The 18073-nt window shown below is 75.3% G+C and carries 18 protein-coding genes; 10 read left to right on the top strand and 8 right to left on the bottom strand.

Annotated features, from left to right (window positions below):
* Positions 1-18: 18 nt before the first annotated feature.
* Complete coding sequence (locus CXY01_RS12510; protein WP_146927766.1) at positions 19-429, top strand: phage holin family protein; 411 nt, start codon at positions 19-21, stop codon at positions 427-429.
* Here CXY01_RS12510 and CXY01_RS12505 read toward each other — a convergent pair.
* Positions 419-1933 carry a hypothetical protein gene (locus CXY01_RS12505; RefSeq protein ID WP_146927765.1) on the bottom strand — a complete coding sequence of 505 codons (1515 nt, stop codon included), beginning with the start codon at positions 1931-1933 and terminating at the stop codon, positions 419-421. The two genes, CXY01_RS12510 and CXY01_RS12505, sit on opposite strands and share 11 nt — an antisense overlap.
* Positions 1930-2157 (bottom strand): hypothetical protein, encoded by a 228-nt coding sequence (locus tag CXY01_RS12500; protein WP_146927764.1) that lies wholly within the window; start codon positions 2155-2157, stop codon positions 1930-1932. The genes CXY01_RS12505 and CXY01_RS12500 overlap by 4 nt, the downstream gene beginning before the upstream one ends.
* Positions 2158-2251: 94 nt before the next feature.
* Here CXY01_RS12500 and CXY01_RS12495 point away from each other — a divergent pair, with 94 nt between their 5' ends.
* Positions 2252-3208 (top strand): EamA family transporter, encoded by a 957-nt coding sequence (locus CXY01_RS12495; RefSeq protein WP_146927763.1) that lies wholly within the window; start codon positions 2252-2254, stop codon positions 3206-3208.
* On the opposite strand, the gene CXY01_RS12490 is transcribed toward CXY01_RS12495, so the two are convergent.
* The 5 genes from CXY01_RS12490 to CXY01_RS12470 are packed head-to-tail and all read right to left on the bottom strand — an operon-like array spanning position 3205 to position 7169.
* Complete coding sequence (locus tag CXY01_RS12490; protein WP_146927762.1) at positions 3205-3714, bottom strand: hypothetical protein; 510 nt, start codon at positions 3712-3714, stop codon at positions 3205-3207. The two genes, CXY01_RS12495 and CXY01_RS12490, sit on opposite strands and share 4 nt — an antisense overlap.
* Positions 3711-4982: a DUF58 domain-containing protein gene (locus CXY01_RS12485; protein ID WP_146927761.1), complete on the bottom strand. Its 1272-nt coding sequence runs from the start codon at positions 4980-4982 to the stop codon at positions 3711-3713. The genes CXY01_RS12490 and CXY01_RS12485 overlap by 4 nt, the downstream gene beginning before the upstream one ends.
* Positions 4979-5971 carry an AAA family ATPase gene (locus CXY01_RS12480; RefSeq protein ID WP_146927760.1) on the bottom strand — a complete coding sequence of 331 codons (993 nt, stop codon included), beginning with the start codon at positions 5969-5971 and terminating at the stop codon, positions 4979-4981. Before CXY01_RS12480 ends, CXY01_RS12485 begins: the two co-directional genes overlap by 4 nt.
* Positions 5968-6456, bottom strand: coding sequence for a hypothetical protein (locus CXY01_RS12475; RefSeq protein WP_146927759.1), 489 nt, complete (start codon positions 6454-6456; stop codon positions 5968-5970). Before CXY01_RS12475 ends, CXY01_RS12480 begins: the two co-directional genes overlap by 4 nt.
* Complete coding sequence (locus CXY01_RS12470; RefSeq protein WP_146927758.1) at positions 6453-7169, bottom strand: DUF4129 domain-containing protein; 717 nt, start codon at positions 7167-7169, stop codon at positions 6453-6455. Before CXY01_RS12470 ends, CXY01_RS12475 begins: the two co-directional genes overlap by 4 nt.
* A gap of 162 nt (positions 7170-7331) precedes the next feature.
* On the opposite strand from CXY01_RS12470, the gene purB reads away from it, so the two are divergent.
* Both purB and CXY01_RS12460 read left to right on the top strand, forming a co-directional pair.
* Positions 7332-8759, top strand: coding sequence for an adenylosuccinate lyase (gene purB, locus CXY01_RS12465; protein ID WP_146927757.1), 1428 nt, complete (start codon positions 7332-7334; stop codon positions 8757-8759).
* Between the two features lie 271 nt (positions 8760-9030).
* A complete protein-coding gene (locus tag CXY01_RS12460) occupies positions 9031-9885 on the top strand; it encodes a UCP033725 family protein (protein WP_371862771.1) in 855 nt (284 codons plus the stop codon).
* Between the two features lie 221 nt (positions 9886-10106).
* Here CXY01_RS12460 and CXY01_RS12455 read toward each other — a convergent pair whose 3' ends face one another.
* Complete coding sequence (locus CXY01_RS12455) at positions 10107-11372, bottom strand: glutamyl-tRNA reductase (protein ID WP_146927755.1); 1266 nt, start codon at positions 11370-11372, stop codon at positions 10107-10109.
* Between the two features lie 46 nt (positions 11373-11418).
* On the opposite strand from CXY01_RS12455, the gene hemE reads away from it, so the two are divergent.
* The 6 genes from hemE to hemL all read left to right on the top strand — a co-directional run bounded on the left by hemE (position 11419) and on the right by hemL (position 18061).
* Positions 11419-12483 carry a uroporphyrinogen decarboxylase gene (gene hemE, locus CXY01_RS12450; RefSeq protein WP_146927754.1) on the top strand — a complete coding sequence of 355 codons (1065 nt, stop codon included), beginning with the start codon at positions 11419-11421 and terminating at the stop codon, positions 12481-12483.
* Between the two features lie 2 nt (positions 12484-12485).
* Entirely contained in the window at positions 12486-13769 is a 1284-nt protein-coding gene (locus CXY01_RS12445; protein WP_146927753.1) for a protoporphyrinogen/coproporphyrinogen oxidase, read from the top strand.
* A gap of 155 nt (positions 13770-13924) precedes the next feature.
* A complete protein-coding gene (gene hemC, locus CXY01_RS12440; protein WP_146927752.1) occupies positions 13925-14896 on the top strand; it encodes a hydroxymethylbilane synthase in 972 nt (323 codons plus the stop codon).
* Positions 14893-15720: a uroporphyrinogen-III synthase gene (locus CXY01_RS12435; protein ID WP_146927751.1), complete on the top strand. Its 828-nt coding sequence runs from the start codon at positions 14893-14895 to the stop codon at positions 15718-15720. Before hemC ends, CXY01_RS12435 begins: the two co-directional genes overlap by 4 nt.
* Positions 15720-16709 carry a porphobilinogen synthase gene (gene hemB / locus CXY01_RS12430; RefSeq protein ID WP_146927750.1) on the top strand — a complete coding sequence of 330 codons (990 nt, stop codon included), beginning with the start codon at positions 15720-15722 and terminating at the stop codon, positions 16707-16709. The genes CXY01_RS12435 and hemB overlap by 1 nt, the downstream gene beginning before the upstream one ends.
* Positions 16706-18061, top strand: a complete 1356-nt coding sequence (gene hemL, locus CXY01_RS12425) for a glutamate-1-semialdehyde 2,1-aminomutase (protein WP_146927749.1) — start codon at positions 16706-16708, stop codon at positions 18059-18061. Before hemB ends, hemL begins: the two co-directional genes overlap by 4 nt.
* Positions 18062-18073: the final 12 nt, after the last annotated feature.

Genomic DNA, 18073 nt, shown 5'->3' with positions numbered 1-18073 from the left:
CGATGGCAGGATCGGCGCATGGCCTTCCTCGTCCGCGTGCTCATCAACGGCGTCGCCATCTGGCTGGCCACGCTCATCCTGCCCGGCCTCGAGATCGTCGGCGGCGACGGGGGCTGGCAGACGGTCGGCATCATCCTGCTGATCGCGCTGGTGTTCGGGATCGTCAACGCCATCGTCAAGCCGATCGTGGCGTTCATCTCGATCCCGCTGTACATCCTCACGCTCGGTCTGTTCACCATCATCGTGAACGCCCTGATGCTCATGCTGACCGCCTGGATCACGGAGGCGACGGACTGGGGCCTGCGGATCGACAACTTCGGGGTCGCGTGCTGGGGCGCCATCATCATCTCGGTCGTCAGCCTGGTCCTCTCCGTCCTCATCCCCGGCCCGCGCGTCGAGAGCTCGTCGTCCACCGAGCTCAGCCGCTAGGCCGCACCGTCGGCACCTGCGTCGCGGCCAGCGCCGGGTCCCGCGTCACCACGAACTGCCGGGTCACGGCGGTCGTCCCGGGCGGACCGAGCACGTCCCGCGCGGCCGCGTCGAACGACCGCATGCCGGGGCTGCCCGCGAGCTCGCGGTCGGCCCGGGCGGCCGTCTCGACGTAGCCGTGCACGTCGTGCGCCTGCAGCGGCGTCGCGACCGCCGGCCCGCCGGTGCTGCCGAGGTCCCGCGTCACGACGGTCACGTCGGAGCCGGTCCGGTCGGGCGTGCCGTCGAGCTGCGGGACCGCGTCCTCGGTGTGCCGGTAGTGGCGCACCTGCAGCCCGGCCGGCACCGGGCGGGGGATGTCGGGCGACCCCGCCGTCACCACCGCGCGCACGCGGTACGTGCCGCCCGCCGCCGCGGCGACGGACAGGGCGGCCATCCCGCCCTGGCTGTGACCGGCCAGCAGGACCGGCTCGTCCGGTGCGATCCCGGACTCCCGCATGGCGGCGAGCACCGTCTCCGTCATGTCGTCGGCCAGCGCCGCCATCAGCCGGACGTTCGTCGTCGAGTCCATCGCGTTGGGGTCGTTGAGCCCCCAGTCCTCCGTGCCCGGGATCGCGATGACCCAGGCTTGTGTCCCGTCGGGGTGGGTGAGCTGCTGGACCGAGACGACTCCCTCGGGCGTCCCCGGACGGGACGGCGTGGGCTCCTGGTCGTAGGAGCGGGCGACGTGGTCCAGCACCGCCGCGACGGTCCTCGGCGCGGGCAGCTGGGGTGGGTCGGCACGCCGGAGCAGCGCCGTCGGTCCGGCCGGCGGTACGGCGTCGAGCAGCATCCGCGCGGCCTCGGGGACGGGTCGCAGGTTCGGGATGTGCCGGCCCGGAGCGGCGCCGCGCAGGAACGCGGCGACGGCGAGGATCTCGAGCTCCGCCCGACCGTCGGCGGTGAGCCGGCCGGGAAGCTCCCCGGCGAGGCGCCGGGCACGGTTCACGAGCGCCGGACCGACGGGGTCCGGCCGGCCGAGCAGGACGGATCCGACGGTGCTGACCGCGAGGGCACGACCCAGGCCGGCGACCGCGACCCCGGCCCCCACCACGGCGACCCCTGCGCCGACCCCACCGACCGCCGCCGCCAGGAGCGGCCGCTCCCCGAGCTCGCCGGCCACGGTGACCACGCCGGTGCGCAGGGCTCGGTGCGCCAGCGACTCGGCGTCCGTGTACAGCTCGACCACCCGGCGCAGCGCCGCGGCCAGCTGCCGCAGGTGGTCCGCGACCCGCCACGGCGAGCTGCGGCCCTCGCACACCGCCGCCAGCGCGCGCCGCGCCTCGATGCCTTCAGGGCTCAACGGGTCGCACGTCTGGTCCGCACGGGTCAGCAGCCAGGACGCGGCGTCGAGGTGCTCGGCGGCGCCCTCCAGGAGCCGGCAGGTGAACGCCAGCTCCTCCAGGTCGGCGACCGCCGGCCCGGGACCGCCGACGACGCGGTACCCGTCGGTCGCGCCGGTCACAGGCCGCCCTTCGCGAGGTCCGCGGCCGCGACCGGCTGCACGGTCCGCTCGACCGCGACGCGGACCCGGTCCACGCACACGTGCGCCTCGTCCAGGGCGGCGCGGAACCGGTCGGCCGCCTCGGACGACCACGACGTCTGCGCGGCGCCGCGCAGCGCCCGGGACGCGCTCTCGACGTCGTCGAGCGCGCGCAGGACCAGGGGCAGGCCGTCGTCGAAGGGCATGCGGGGACGCTAGGTTCCGGGGTGGCCGGACGTCCGGGGCGCTGTGGATGCCGTGGGCTGTGGGCGGCTCGAGCGCCGCGGCTACGCTCGCGCGATGCCACGTCCCGGTTCGTCCGCGCTCGGCGCGCTGGCCATCGTCACCGGTGCGCTGCTGTTCGCGGTCAACGGCACGGTCTCCAAGCTGGCGATGGGGGCGGGCCTGAGCCCGACGCGGCTGGTCGAGGCCCGCTGCCTCGGGTCGGCGGTCATCCTGGTCGTGGCCGCCCTCGTCGTCGCACCGCGGGCCCTGCGTCCCACGAGCCGCCGCGAGGTCGCCGTGCTCGCGCTGCTCGGGGTGGTCGGCCTGGCGCTGGTGCAGTGGTTCTACCTGGTGGCCATCAGCCGGCTGCCCGTCGGGCTCGCGCTGCTCATCGAGTACACCGCGCCCCTCATGGTCGCGCTGTGGGCGCGGTTCGTCTTCCGCGAGCAGGTCCTCACCCGCGTGTGGTGGGCGCTGGCCGCGTGCCTGGTGGGCCTGGCCCTCGTCGCGCAGGTGGGTGACGAGGTCACGCTGGACGCGATCGGGCTCGTGGCCGCGGTCGGGGCGGCGGTGGCGCTGGCGATGTACTACCTGCTCGGCGACCGCCTGCTCACCACGCGTGACCCGTTGACCACGCAGGCCTGGTCGATGGCGTTCGCCGCCCTGTTCTGGGTGGTCCTGCAGCCGCTGTGGACCTTCCCGACGAGCACGCTCGGCGCCGACGTCCCGCTGCCGGTCACCGACCTCCACCCACCGATGTGGGTGCTCGTCGCCTGGATCGTGGTGCTGGGCACGGTCGTGCCCTACGTGCTGTTCCTGGTCGGCATCCAGCGCGTCGGTGCCGCCCGTGCCGGCCTGCTCGGGATGGTCGAGCCCGTGGCGGCGTCCGCGACCGCGTGGCTGGTGCTGGGCGAGTCGATGACGCCGGTCCAGCTGGTGGGCGGCTCGGTGGTCGTCGCGGGCGTGGTCCTGGCGGAGACCTCCCGTCGCGCCCCGGAGCACGCGCTGCTGCCGGACACCGCGGCGCCCTAGGAGCGGCGCGGCAGGAGGAGCGCCGCGGCCCCGATCGCCGCGACGAGGGCGAGCGCCCGCCAGAGGTCCCCCGCCCCGAGCACCACACCGCCGAGCACCAGGGCGACCACCGCCAGCAGCTGGGCACCGACCTGCACCGCGGCGACGTCACGCACGCCGCGCACCACCACGGCGACCTCGACCTGCGTCCGCCACGAGGTCCGCGCCGCGAGCGCACCGGCCCAGAGGGTGAGGTGCACCAGCAGGACCAGGAGCATGACGGCACCGAGCCCGGGCGGGTCGGCCACCACCCCGGCCGCGGCGACGAGGACGACGAGCCCGGTCAGCCCGAGGTCGGGCACCACCGCAATCGCGACGACCAGGGCGACGAGGGCCGCGACGACCACCGGGTGGAGCCGCGCCCCCGCGAACGCGACCAGCAGGGTCGCCGCGCCGAGGAGCGCGACCGCGCCGCGCAGGGCCCACGCCGGCACCGGCCGGACGAGGTCGACGGCCACCTCGCTCATCGCGCCGCCCCCGCCCGGCGCTGCACCCGACGCGCCAGCGACGCCAGCGCGACGTGGGGCGACTCCCGCCACGTGACCAGCTCGATGTCGAGGTCCGCCAGCTCGGCGAGCCGGTCCTCCCGGGCCATGCGGATCATCCGCATGGCGAGCCGCTCGCGGTCCCCGAGGTGACGTTCCCGCAGGGTCGGCAGCACGTCGACGGCGACGACGCGGTGCCCGGCGCGGCGCCAGACGGACGCGACGAGCGCGGCCTCGTCGTCGAGGAACGTCGAGAACAGCATCACCAGGGCCCCCGACGGGATCTGCGGTGCGCGCAGCCGGCGCAGCGGGTCGCCCTCGGGCCGCGTCAGGGCGAGCGCGTGCCGGATGCGGTCGAGCTGTCGCCGGCCCCCGCCCGGCGGGAGCGGCCGCCGGACCGCGCCGAGGTCGTCGAGCCCCACCCGGTCCCCGAGGTCGAGGAACCCCTGCGCGGCCGACGTGGCTGCCTGCCGGGCGAGGTCGAGCGACGTGGGGTCCTGCGCCCTCGGGGGGTTCGAGCCGCGCCAGGTCATCGGGTCGGGTCCCACGTCGTCGCGGGAGTCGACGACCAGGACGACGACCGCCTCGGCGAGCGCGTGCTCGCGCCGGACGTAGAGCTCGTGCAGGTCGGGGGCCCGCCGTGCGGTGACGCGCCAGTCGATCCGCCGCAGCCGGTCGCCCGGGGAGAAGGGGTGCACGTCCCGGAGCCCGCCGCCCTCGCCGGGTCGCCGCGACTCGTGGGCGCCCGTCAGCCCCCGGAGACGCGGGGGCAGAGGCAGGTCGCCGAGCGGGCGCGGGGCGGGCAGGACGAGCGTCGAGCGGGTGGCGGGCGGGCTGGGCTCGGACACGCACGCGGCGCCCGGCCCGACCCCCTGCACGTCGACGAGGGCGACGTCCTGCGGCCCGGTGCGGACCGTGTGCACGACGAGCGGGAGGCGTCGGGTGCCGTCGACGACCACCCACGCGTCGAGCAGCACGCGGGCGCCTCGCCGGGCGCCCAGGAGCACGGTCGACGGCGAGGTGACGACCACGTCCGCCCGCAGGCTCCCGGCCACGGGTGCCGCGTCCGAGGCGACGAGCCGCACGGTCGGGTCCGCCGACGGTCGCCGGCGCCAGTCCCGCACCCCGGCGACCAGCGGCGCCGCGCCGAGCACGGCGACGTCCGGGCGCCCGAGGAGCGCCCCGAGGACGACCAGCGCGAGACCGGCGACGACGCCGGCCGTCGCCGCCCGCGAGCGCGGCCAGGTCATCCGCGTCGCGCCGTCGTCGGACCCGCGACCCGCTTCAGCACGTCCGCGACGACGCCCTGGGGAGCCGTGCCCGTCGCCCACGCCTGCGGGGTCAGGGAGAGCCGGTGGGCCAGGGCGGGCACCGCGACGGCCTTGACGTCCTCGGGCGTCACGAAGTCCCGGCCGGACAGCACCGCGAGCGACCGTGCGACCAGCACCAGCGCCTGCGACCCGCGCGGGGAGGCGCCGACCTCGACGGCGTCGTGCGCCCGGGTGGCCGCGGCGAGGTCGACGCAGTACCGCAGGATGTCGGTGTCGACCGTGACGGCCTCGACGCCCGCCTGCATCGCGCGCAGCGTGGCGGCGTCGACCACGGTCCGCACCGACCCCGCCTCCTGCCGCCGCGCGAGCCGACGGGACAGCACGTCGACCTCCGCGTCCCGCTCGGGGTACCCGACGGCGACGCGGACCATGAACCGGTCGAGCTGCGCCTCCGGCAGCGGGTACGTGCCCTCGTACTCGACGGGGTTCGACGTGGCGACCACGTGGAACGGGTCCGGGAGCTGGTACGTCTCGCCGTCGACGGTGACCTGCCGCTCGGCCATCGCCTCGAGCAGCGCGGACTGGGTCTTCGGGGCGGTCCGGTTGATCTCGTCGGCCAGGAGCAGCCCGGCGAAGACCGGGCCCGGCCGGAAGGCGAAGGACGCGGTCGACGGGTCGAAGACGCTGGACCCGGTGATGTCCGACGGCAGCAGGTCCGGTGTGCACTGCACGCGGCGGAACGTGAGCCCCAGTGCGGTCGCCAGGCTCCGGGCGGCCAGCGTCTTGCCGAGCCCGGGCACGTCCTCGAACAGCACGTGACCGCCGCCGAGGACGGCCGCGAGCGCGACCCGCAGGGGCTCGCGCATGCCGACCACGAGCGTCGCGACCTCGTCGAGCACCGCGCTCCCGCGGTCCGCGACCTGCGCGACGGTCAGGGTGGTGGGCTGCTGGCGGGACAGGTCGGTCATGACAGGGGGCTCCCAGCGTCGTCGTCGTCGGTCGGTGTGCGCCTCGGCCCGAGGCGGTCGAGCACGTCCAGGGTGTGCCGCACGTCGGCGACGGTCGGCAGCGGCGAGCGCGTCCGCGTCAGCGTGCGGTGGGCGCGGCTGCCGATGACCTGCTCGATGTCCGCGTCGTCGAGCGAGCGCCCGTGCCGTGCGAGCCGGCTCCGTGCCACGTCCCGCAGCTGCCGCAGCACCCGCTCGCCGATCCGTCCGTCGCGCCCGACCATCGTCCACGCCAGGTCCTGCACCTCGCCGCGGGCGCCGTGCCGGCCGACGTAGTGCCTGCGGTCCCAGGCGGGGTCGGGTGCCGCGTCCAGGCGGGTGAGCAGGAGCACGACGGCCGCCACGAGCAGCCCGACGAGCCCGGAGGACACGGCCGTGAGGCCGCCTGCCAGGCACGCGACGGCTGCGGCGAGGAACGCGGCCGGCGGCCGCCAGTCCCACCTCATGCGTCCTCCGCCCGCCGGGTCAGGTCGACGGCGATCGCCGCGAGGCTCGACCGCGCCCGGTCGACGTCCCGCGGGGTCAGCACGTGCTCGGAGTACCGCGCCGCCAGGTACAGCTCCAGCAGGGCACGCGTCGCGCCCGGGTCGGCCCGCGTCGTGCCGAGCACCTCGACCGTGAACTCCGTGGCCGTCTGCGCGCGGTCTCGCACCAGCCCGGTGCGCTCCGCCGACGCCTCCAGCGCCACCCACGCCGCGATCACCGCGTCCCCGGGCGGCACGTCGTCCTCGAGCACCTGCGACGCCCGGCGGACCCCCTCGCGCAGCGCCGGCGTCGCACCGTCCAGGACGTCCCCCTCCAGCGCGACGTCCGGGTCGGCCGCGTCGACGTCGTCCGTCTCCCGACGGTCGAGCATCCGCCGGACCCACCGCACGAGCAGGCCGAGCCCGACGGCCAGCAGCAGACCCAGCACGACCAGGACGACGAGGTAGACCCACCGCTGGACCTCCACCGGCACCGAGTCGGCCTGCAGCACCTGATCCACCGCCTCGGCCGTCGGCATCGACGTCGACGTCGGCGTGCGGGCCTGGAACGTGGCCTCGGCCTCGCTGCGACGCACCAGCCGGAAGGGTCCCGCCAGCGCCGACCCGATCACGGCGACCACCACGAACGCGCCGACCAGCAGCACCCCACCGGGCCTGCGCGTCTGCGTCGCCACGGGGCTCCTCGTCGTCGGGGACCGGCGCCGTCCGCCGGTGCGCTCAGGCTACTGATCGCAGGCGCCTGCTCCGGGCGGCTTCGAGCGGAGGTCTTAGGCTGACGGACCGCCGGTCCCCGGACACCGCGGATCCCCGTGCGGCTGCTCTGGGATGATGCATGCATGACCTCCCCCGCACGTGTCCGGCTCGCGGACGTCACCCCGCCCATCGCTCTCGGCCCGCTCGACGGCCGGTACCGCGGGGCCGTCGCGCCGCTCGTGGACCACCTGAGCGAGGCGGCACTCAACCGCGAGCGCGTGCACGTCGAGGTCGAGTGGCTGATCCACCTGGCGCAGAACGAGGTCGTCCCGGGCGCCCCGACGCTGACCGACGACGACGTGGCGCACCTACGGGACGTCGTCGCCACGTTCGGGCCCGACGAGGTGGCGGAGCTGGCGGCGATCGAGAAGATCACCGTGCACGACGTCAAGGCCGTGGAGTACTTCCTCAAGAGCCGGCTCGCGGCGGCGCCGGAGGGGTCCGCGCTGCGGGACGTCGGGGAGCTGGTCCACTTCGCGTGCACCAGCGAGGACATCAACAACCTGTCGTACGCGCTGATGGTCCGCGGCGCGGTGCGGGACGTCTGGGCGCCGGCCGCCACGGCGCTCGTCGACCAGGTGGCCGAGCTCGCGCGGTCGCTGCGGGACCAGCCGATGCTCGCGCTGACGCACGGGCAGCCGGCGACGCCGACGACGCTCGGCAAGGAGCTGGCCGTCCTCGCGCACCGGCTGCGGCGCCAGCTGACGCGCATCGCCGGCGACGAGTACCTGGGCAAGCTCAACGGCGCGACCGGCACGTACGGGGCGCACGTCGTGGCGGTGCCGGGTGCGGACTGGACGGCGGTCAGCAAGGCGTTCGTCGAGCACCTGGGCCTGACGTGGAACCCGCTGACCACGCAGATCGAGTCGCACGACTGGCAGGCCGAGCTGTACGCGGACGTCGCACGGTTCAACCGGGTGCTGCACAACCTGGCCACCGACGTGTGGACGTACATCTCGCGCGGCGTCTTCATCCAGATCCCGGTGGCGGGCGCGACGGGCTCGTCGACGATGCCGCACAAGGTCAACCCGATCCGGTTCGAGAACGCCGAGGCCAACCTCGAGCTGTCGAGCGCCCTGCTGGACACACTGGCCAGCACCTTGGTGACCAGCCGCCTGCAGCGGGACCTGACGGACTCCACGACGCAGCGCAACATCGGCCCGGCGTTCGGGCACTCGCTGCTGGCCATCGACAACGTGGCCCGCGGGCTGCGGGCGCTGTCGGTGGACGAGGCGCTGCTGGCGCGCGAGCTCGACGAGAACTGGGAGGTCCTCGGCGAGCCGGTCCAGTCCGCCATGCGTGCCGCCTCCGTCGCGGGCGTGACCGGCATGGAGAACCCCTACGAGCGGCTCAAGGAGCTGACCCGCGGCCGCCGTCTGACGGCGGCGGACATGCGCGAGTTCATCGGCGGGCTCGGGCTTCCCGACGAGGTCGCCGCGCGGCTGGCGACGCTCACCCCCGCCTCGTACACCGGGCTGGCGAGCACGCTCGTGGACCACCTCGACCGCTGAGCAGGGCGGATACACCGACCCGAGGGAATCGTCCAGCGCTACTGGGCCGAACGGGTGAACGGGCGGCGCGCAGCGGCCATCTTCTGCCGACGCGCGCGCAGAAGCGGAAGCGCTTCGACGGGATCGCTCTCATGCCCTCTGACCTGCGATTTCATCCAAAAGAGTGACCTCTTCTGGACAGGTGCCCTATATGCCCTGCACAATCGTGCACCGACCGGTCCTAAACATCCGGTTCACCCCTTTTCTGGCAAGGATGCCCATCGTGACGCTCATGCAGAAGGCGATCACGCCAGCGCTCACCCGCGCGCATCTCACCGCGGGCCATGACCGTCTGGCGGGGTACGTGGTGCGCGCCGAGGACGTCGCTTTCGCGACGACCCCGGCGCAGCTGTTCGAGGTGCACGGTCTCGGCTACGAGGGCTCGCCCTTCAGCCCCTACGACCGCTCGATCGATGTGCTGCGCTTCGAGTCATCCCCCCAGCTGCAGTACCGCGACGTGCCCGGCTACATCCTCCCGCTGTGGTGGCTGCGCCACTCGCGCATCCCCCCGGGCGCCGAGCTCATCCGCATCTACGACAACGGCACCTCCACGCTGCTGGCCCGCTACGGCGACGTCGGCGCCGGCTGGACCGTCACGCAGCTGGGCGCCCCCCGCCCGTCGCTCGCGTCCCTCTCCCGCTGCGTCGGTCCCGTCGCCAAGTGGCACGGCGCCTACCTCGAGGCGGATGTCGTCGACAGCGGCCACACGGTCGTCCTGGCGCTGGCCAACCCGCCGCTCGCCGAGACCGGCTTCCACCAGTCGCCGTCGGGCCGCTGGTACCGCCGCGTCGCCCGCGAGGACGTCACCGAGCTGTTCGAGCTGGACCTCACGGCCCGCTGGAACGGCCTGAGCGTCCGCGTCGTCGACCAGTGGCAGGACGCCCAGCGCTACGTCGTCGCCCGCATCTCCCACCTCGGTGACGACATCGAGCGCGCCGAGCGCCTGCACCTCACCCGTGTCGAGGCCGGCGTGTACGAAGGCATCGTCTACGCCGCCGAGCTGACCGACATCCAGACCAACCAGGTGGTCCCCCACACCTGGGCCCCCGGGCCTGCTGCCCCCCATCAGCAGGTGGTGCGCTCCTGAGCGCGCCGCTCCGAGGGTTCCGTACCAGGGTCACGTCCAGCGTGATGTGACCCTCACGGGACGCGTGCCGGGCCTGGCCCTCCCCCCCGTCCAGGCCCGGCACGCTCTTTTCTTCACCGCCCGATGCGCGGACTCGTCACGACAACGCGCTCGGCACGTCTGCGGCCGAGCGCGCCCCGCTCGCCGTGCGGATCGCGAGGGGCGTGCGGGACTGACGTTCGTCAGCGTGCGGGTGCCGCCACCGCGGGGACGGGGATCGACGCCAGCTCCGTGAGCGCCGCCGCGTAGGTCATCGCGTCCCCCGCGCGGGCCGCCTCACGGGCTCGGACCGTCGGCGCGTGCAGCAGGGCACGGGTGCGCCGGCGCAGGGCCCGCTCGGCCCGCTCGTCGCGCAGCGCGTCGGGCAGCTCGCTCAGGCCGGCCTCCAGCCCGCCGAGGATCCGCGTCCGCTCGGCGACGACGGCGGGGTTCCAGTCCCGGACCCGGCGGTCGGCCTCGTAGGCCTCCGCGGCCGCGATCACGACGTCGTGGGCGGTCTGCACGGCGGCGTGCTCGGCGGGGGCGTGCTCGGCGACCGTGTGCAGGCTGACCAGCCGCACGCCGGGCAGCGAGCGGACACCGGGGTCGACGTCGTGCCGCAGCGCGAGGTCGACGACGGTGAGCGGGGAGTCGGAACCCTGCCGTGCGGCGGCCAGCGCGTCGACGCCGAGGACGGCTCCGGCGGCGCCGCTGCAGGCGACCACGAGGTCGACGTCGGACACCTCGGCGGCGAGGTCGGCGGACGACGGCAGCGCACGGACCCCGCGGGCGGCGGCGAAGGCCCGGGCACGCCCGGACGCGGAGAAGACGCGGATGTCGCCGGCGCCGCGGGCCTTGAGGGCTGCGAGCGAGGCACCCGCGTACGAGCCGGTACCGATGAGCACGCAGCGGACGTCGGACCAGTCGGGCAGGTGCTGCTCGGCGATGTCGAGCGCGACGCCGACCACGGAGCGGCCGGTGGCGCCGAGCCCGGTGCGGCTCTCCACCAGCCGCGAGACGCGCGAGGCCGCCTGGAACAGGGACTCGAGGCTGGACGTGGTGGTGCCGTCGCGGCGGGCGGAGGTCAGCGCGCGGCGGACCTGGCCCTGGATCTCGCGCTCGCCGACGACCATCGAGTCGAGCCCGCTAGCCACCGAGAAGAGGTGCGCGGCGGCGTCGGTGCCGGTCCGGACCCGCAGGTGCGTGTCGACCTGTGCGGCGGTGTAGCCCGAGCGGCTGGCGACGGCCTCGGCTGCGGCGGTGCGGGCCGTCGGGGTGTTCGCCGCGTCGTCGACCTCCAGGTACAGCTCGAACCGGTTGCACGTCGCCAGGACGACGGCACCGGACACGAACCTGTGGGCCGTCGAGCCCACGAGCTCGGACGCGACGGCGTGGACGTCCGACGAGAGACGTTCCAGCACCTCGAGGTCGAGGTCGTGGTGACTGGCGGCGAGGGACAGCAGCACCACGTGCCCGAGTTAATCATCTCGACAATTGTCCGGCACAATCGGGGACGTGAACCTTCCTTCCTCGCACCCCCTCGCCGACGGCCGCACGACGAATTCTTCGCTGGTCCGTGCATATTCCGGCGAGGCCCCGTCGCGACGCCCGGTGTGGTTCATGCGACAGGCCGGCAGGTCGCTGCCCGAGTACCGCGAGGCGCGCGTCGGCACCGCGATGCTCGACGCCTGCCTGGACCCGGCGCTGGCCAGCGAGATCACCCTGCAGCCCGTGCGCCGGCACGACGTGGACGCGGCGATCTTCTTCTCGGACATCGTGGTGCCCCTCAAGCTCGCGGGCGTCGACGTGGAGATCAAGCCGGGCGTCGGTCCGGTGATGGGCTCCGCGGTGCGCACCGCCGACGACGTGGCGCGCCTGCGGGACCTCGGCCCGCTGACGCCCGAGGCGCTGCAGCCGGTGTCGGACGGGGTCGCGCTCACGGTGGCCGCGCTCGGGCAGACGCCCCTGATCGGGTTCGCCGGCGCTCCGTTCACGCTCGCCGCGTACCTGGTGGAGGGCGGTCCGTCGCGCGACCACCTGGCCGCCCGCACGCTCATGCACGCCGACCCGCAGACGTGGACGGCGCTCACGCAGTGGGCGGCGGACGTGACGGGTGCGTTCCTGCGGGCGCAGGTGCTGGCGGGTGCCAGCGCGACGCAGCTCTTCGACTCGTGGGCGGGCTCGCTGAGCCTCGCGGACTACACCGCGCACGTCGCCCCGGCGTCGGCACGGGCCCTGTCGCACGTGGCGGACCTGGACGTGAAGAAGGTGCACTTCGGCACCGGCACCAGCGAGCTGCTGGCGGCCATGCGGGACGTCGGGGCGGACGTCGTCGGCGTCGACTACCGGCTGCCGCTGGACGAGGCGAACCGGCGCCTGGGCGGCACCACGCCGCTGCAGGGCAACATCGACCCGGCGCTCCTGGCGGCGCCCTGGCCGGTGCTCGAGGCGCACGTCCGCGACGTCGTCGCGCGGGGCTCGGTGGCACCGGGGCACGTGGTGAACCTGGGTCACGGCGTCCCGCCGGAGACCGACCCGACGGTGCTCACGCGCGTGACGCAGCTGGTCCACGAGATCTGACGATGACCTGGGACGCGGTCGTCGTCGGCGGCGGGATCGCGGGGCTCGTCGCCGCGCGCGAGCTCGCCCACGAGGGCCTGCGGACGCTGGTGCTGGAGGAGCGCGACACCCTGGGCGGGGCGGTCGCCGGGCACACGGTCGCGGGCCTGCGGCTGGACGCGGGCGCCGAGTCCTACGCCACGCGCGGGGGCGTCGTCGCCGCGCTGCTGGGCGAGCTGGGGCTCGCGGACCGCGTCCGGACGCCCGAGCCGCACGGCGCCTGGGTGCACCTCCGCCACGGTGACGGCCCCCTGCCGCGCACGGGCCTGCTGGGCATCCCCGCCGACCCGTGGGCGGCGCGACGCACGCTCGGGCTCGTCGGGTCGGCGCGTGCCGGCCTGGACCTGGTGCTCCCGGCCACGGACGCGACGTCGCTGGGCGACCTGGTGCGCCGCCGCATGGGTCCCCGCGTCCTGGACCGGCTGGTGCGGCCGGTGGTGGGCGGGGTGCACGCCGCGGACCCGGACGACCTCGCGGTCGACGCGGTCGCGCCGGGCCTGCCCGCGGCGCTCGTCCGGGAGCGCGGCTCGTTGGCGCGCGCGGTCCGGAGCCTGCGGGCGTCCGCGCCGGCGGGGTCCGCGGTGCAGGGGATCGCGGGCGGGATGCACGTGCTGGTCGACGCCCTGGTGGCGGACCTCGAGGCGCACGGCGGCACCGTCCGTACGGGCGTGACCGTGACCTCGCTGGACGGCGAGCGGACCGACCGCTGGGTGCTGGCCACGCCGGCGGCGGTCGACCTGCTCGGGCTCTCCGTCGGCCGTCCGGACCCCGGGGCGCAGGTCGCCCTGGTCACGCTCGTGGTGGACGCGCCGGAGCTCGACGCGGCCCCGCGCGGCACCGGGGTGCTCGTCGCACCCGAGGCCACGGACGTCACCGCCAAGGCCCTCACGCACGCCACCGCCAAGTGGGCGTGGCTCGCGCAGGACGCCGGGCCGGGCAGGCACGTGGTGCGCCTGTCGTACGGGCGGTCGGGCGAGGACGTGCAGCCGGACGTCGACGTCGCCCTGCGCGACGCGTCCGTCCTGCTCGGCACCCCGCTGTCCCGGGGACAGCTGGAGGGGCACGCGGTCGTGCGGTGGAGCCAGGCGCTGCCGCGGCCGAGCGCCGAGCACGCGCGGGTGGTCGCCGACGTGCGGACGGCGGTCGAGGCGCTCCCGCGCGTCGCGGTGTGCGGTGCCTGGGTCGCCGGCAACGGGTTGGCGTCGGTGGTCCCCGATGCTCGCGCAGCGGCCCGGTCGGTCCTCTGAGGGAATTCCTCGGCATTTTCTGACAACACGTCGGCAAGCGGTCAAAGAATGTCGTGGGTCACATTTTCCGGCGGTATTTGCTGACAAGCTGTCACGACGTTTCCCGGAAATCGCCGCGCTTCGACATCGCCACCCCGGAGAGGGACACTGGCTGCATGCTCCAGCACGTGCGCGTCGGGACGCGCGCCAGCGCGCTCGCGCTCACGCAGACCGGCCATGTCGTCGACGCCCTCGCCGCCCTCGGGGACGGCGACCTCACCCTCGAGACCGTCCACGTCCGCACCGAGGGCGACCGCCTGACCGGCTCCCTGCAGAGCCTGGGCGGCACCGGCGTCTTCGTCGCCGCGCTGCGCGACGCGCTCCTCGACGGCCGCTGCGACGTCGCGGTGCACTCCCTCAAGGACCTGCCGACCGGCGACGCCGACGGCCTCACGCTCGGGGCGGTCCCCCCGCGCGAGGACCCCGCCGACGCGCTGTGCGCCCGCGACGGCCTGACGCTCGGCCTGCTTCCCCCCGGCGCCCTCGTCGGCACCGGCTCGCCCCGCCGCGCCGCCCAGCTCCGCGCCGCGCGCCCCGACCTCGTCGTCGTCGACATCCGCGGCAACGTCGACACCCGGCTCGGTCGCGTCGCCGGGTCGGCCTCCGGACCCGGTGACCTGGACGCCGTCGTCCTCGCCCGCGCAGGGCTGGCGCGGCTCGGGCGGCTCGACGCCGTCACCGAGGCGTTCGGGCCCGACGTCATGGCGCCCGCACCGGGCCAGGGTGCGCTGGCGGTCGAGGTCCGGGCCGGGCTCGAGCCCGACGAGCCGCTCGCGCAGGCACTGCGTCTGCTCGACCACCGCCCCACGCGGCTCGCGGTCCTCGCCGAGCGCGCGCTGCTCGGCCGCCTCGAGGCCGGGTGCGCGGCCCCGATCGGTGCCACCGGACGCCTCGCCCACGACGGCCGGACCCTGTTCCTCGACGCCGTGGTCGTCCGCCCGGACGGCGGCGCCAGCCTCCGCCGCGGCCTGACCGCCACGCTGGGAGGCGACAGCACCACGGACGCCCGTGCGCTCGGCACCCGGCTCGCGGAGACCCTTCTCGACGCCGGCGCCGCCGACCTCGCCGCGCTGGGCGCCGTCCGATGACCGCGCCCCCGGTCCTGCCGCTGTCCGGCTGGCGCGTCCTGGTGCCCCGCCCGTCGGCCGGTCGCAGCCCCGCGGTCGTCGCGCTGGCCGCGGCGGGTGCCGAGGCCGTCGTCGTCCCCCTCATCGAGACCGTGCCGCCCGAGGACCCCACCGAGCTGGACGACGCGCTGCTGGCGCTGGAGTCCGGCTGGTTCGGGTGGCTCGTCGTGACCAGCGCCGCCGCGGTGCCCGTCCTCGTGGACCGCGCGCAGGAGAGCGCCGGCAGCCTGCCGCAGCTGCTCGCCGACGGCCACGTGCGGGTCGCGGCCATCGGTCCCGGCACTGCCCGCGCGCTGGAGGAGGTCGGCGTCGAGCCGGACCTGGTGCCCCGGGGACGGTCCACCTCCCGCGGGCTGGTCGAGGCGTTCCCGGCGCCCACCGGGCCGGCCCGCGTGCTGTTCCCCCGCGGGGACCTGGCGGCGACCACCGTCGTCGACGGGCTGCAGGAGCGCGGCTGGGACGTGGCCGACGTCGTCGCGTACCGCACCGTGTCGGCCGCCCCTCCGCCGCCCGACGTCCGGGAGGCGTGGACGGACGGCACCATCCGCGCGGCGCTGCTCACGTCGGCCAGCACGGTGCGGGAGCTGGCCTCCCAGCTGGGCTCCCCGCCGACCAGCACCCTGATGATCGGCATCGGCCCGTCCACCGCCGCCGAGGCCGCGCGGCTCGGCCTCCCGCTGGCCGGCATCGCGACCGAGCAGACGATGCTCGGCATGGTCGACGCCCTCACCCGGGCGGTCGCCACCGTCCTGCCCGCCCCGATCCCCAGCCCCGAGGAGCACTGATGACCGACGCCCGCCGCGTCCGTCCGCGTCGGCTGCGCGCCACCCCCGCGCTGCGCCGGCTGACCGCCGAGACCCGCCTCGACGCCGCGCAGCTCGTCCTCCCGGTGTTCGTCAAGGAGGGCCTGACGGAGCCGCGGGAGATCACCTCGATGCCCGGCGTCCTGCAGCACACCCGCGACTCGCTGCGGAAGGCCGTGGCCGAGGCGGCCGGTGCAGGGCTGGGCGGCGTCATGCTCTTCGCGGTCCCCGAGGTGCGCGACGCCGTCGGCTCGCAGGCGACGGACCCCGACGGCATCCTCAACCTGGCCATCGCCGACGCGGTCGCCGAGGCGGGTGACGCGCTCGTCGTGCAGGCCGACCTGTGCCTCGACGAGTTCACCGACCACGGCCACTGCGGCGTGCTGACGGCGGGCGGGGCCGTGGACAACGACGCGACCCTCGTCCGGTACGCGGAGATGGCCCTGGCGCAGGCGGCGGCCGGCGCCCACGTCGTCGGGCTGTCCGGGATGATGGACGGCCAGGTCGGGTACGTCCGGGACGCGCTGGACGCCGCGGGTCGCGACGACGTCGCCGTGCTGGCCTACGCCGCCAAGTACGCGTCGGCGTTCTACGGGCCGTTCCGGGACGCCGTCGAGTCGCAGCTCGAGGGCGACCGCCGCACGTACCAGATGGACCCGGCGAACCGGCGCGAGGCGGTCCGGGAGGTCGCCATCGACCTGGCCGAGGGTGCGGACATCGTCATGGTGAAGCCCGCCCTGGCGTACCTCGACATCCTGTCCGACGTGGCGGCGATGTCGACGGTTCCCGTCGCGGCCTACCAGGTGTCCGGCGAGTACGCCATGATCGAGGCCGCCGCTGCGCGAGGCTGGATCGAGCGCAGACGGGCGATCCTGGAGTCCGTGCTCAGCATCCGTCGCGCCGGTGCCGATCACGTACTCACGTACTCTGCGACAGAGCTGGCCGGTTGGCTGGCAGAGGAGATCCGATGAGCGTCACCACCTCGAACGCGACGAGCGCAGCGAGCCTGAGCGCTGCGTCGTTCGCGCGCGCGCAGGCCGTCATCCCCGGCGGCGTCAACTCGCCGGTGCGCGCCTACGGCAACGTCGGCGGGACGCCGCGGTTCCTCGCGTCCGCCCGTGGGCCGTACGTCACCGACGTCGACGGGAACGAGTACGTCGACCTCGTCGGCTCGTGGGGTCCCGCGCTGCTCGGTCACGCGCACCCCGAGGTCGTCGACGCGGTCCGCGAGGCAGCCGGCCGCGGTCTGAGCTTCGGAGCGCCGACGGTCACCGAGACCGAGCTCGTCGACGAGATCCGCTCGCGGGTCCCCCCGGCGGAGAAGGTGCGCCTGGTGTCCACCGGCACCGAGGCGACGATGACGGCGCTGCGCCTGGCGCGCGCCTTCACCGGCCGCGACCTGATCGTGAAGTTCGCCGGCTGCTACCACGGGCACGTGGACTCGCTGCTGGCGTCCGCCGGCTCCGGGGTCGCCACGCTCGGCCTGCCCGACTCGGCCGGCGTGTCCAGCGCGGTCGCCGGCGAGACGCTCGTGGTGCCCTACAACGACGTCGAGGCGGTCGAGGCGGTCTTCGCCGAGCACGGCCCGCGCATCGCCGCGGTCATCACCGAGGCCGCTCCGGCCAACATGGGTGTCGTCCCTCCGCTCCCCGGGTTCAACGCGACGCTGCGTCGCCTCACGCTCACGCACGGCGCGCTGCTCATCCAGGACGAGGTGCTCACGGGCTTCCGCGTCGGGTACTCCGGCTGGTGGGGGCTCGAGGGCCTGCGCGAGGGCTGGGCGGCGGACCTCCACACGTTCGGCAAGGTCATCGGCGGCGGCCTGCCCGTCGCCGCGGTCGGTGGGCGCCGCGACGTCATGTCGCTGCTCGCGCCCGTCGGCCCCGTCTACCAGGCGGGCACCCTGTCGGGGAACCCGGTGGCGACCGCGGCCGGGCTGGCGACGCTGCGCCTCGCGGACGCGTCGGTCTACGCCCGGGTCGACGCCGTCTCCGCGCAGCTGCGCGGTGAGCTCACCGCGGCGCTGTCGGCCGAGGGTCAGCCGCACGCCGTCCAGTGGGCGGGCAACCTGTTCAGCACGTTCTTCGGTGCCGACGCCGCCGCGCACGGTGCTCGGGACTACGCGTCGGTGCTGGCCACCGAGTCGTGGCGCTACGCGCCGTTCTTCACCTCGCTGCTCGAGTCCGGGGTGTACGCGCCGCCGTCGCCGTTCGAGGCGTGGTTCCTGTCCGCGGCGCACGACGACGCCGCCATGGACCGGATCGTCTCGGCACTGCCGGCAGCGGTCCGCGCCGCCGCGCAGGCCACTGCACCGACCGCCTGACGTCTCTCCCGC

Source organism: Cellulomonas xylanilytica, from assembly GCF_007989805.1.
In the GTDB taxonomy this organism is placed as follows: domain Bacteria; phylum Actinomycetota; class Actinomycetes; order Actinomycetales; family Cellulomonadaceae; genus Cellulomonas; species Cellulomonas xylanilytica.
Note: the sequence above shows the minus strand (reverse complement) of the source record. Positions and strands in the feature narration are given on the sequence as shown.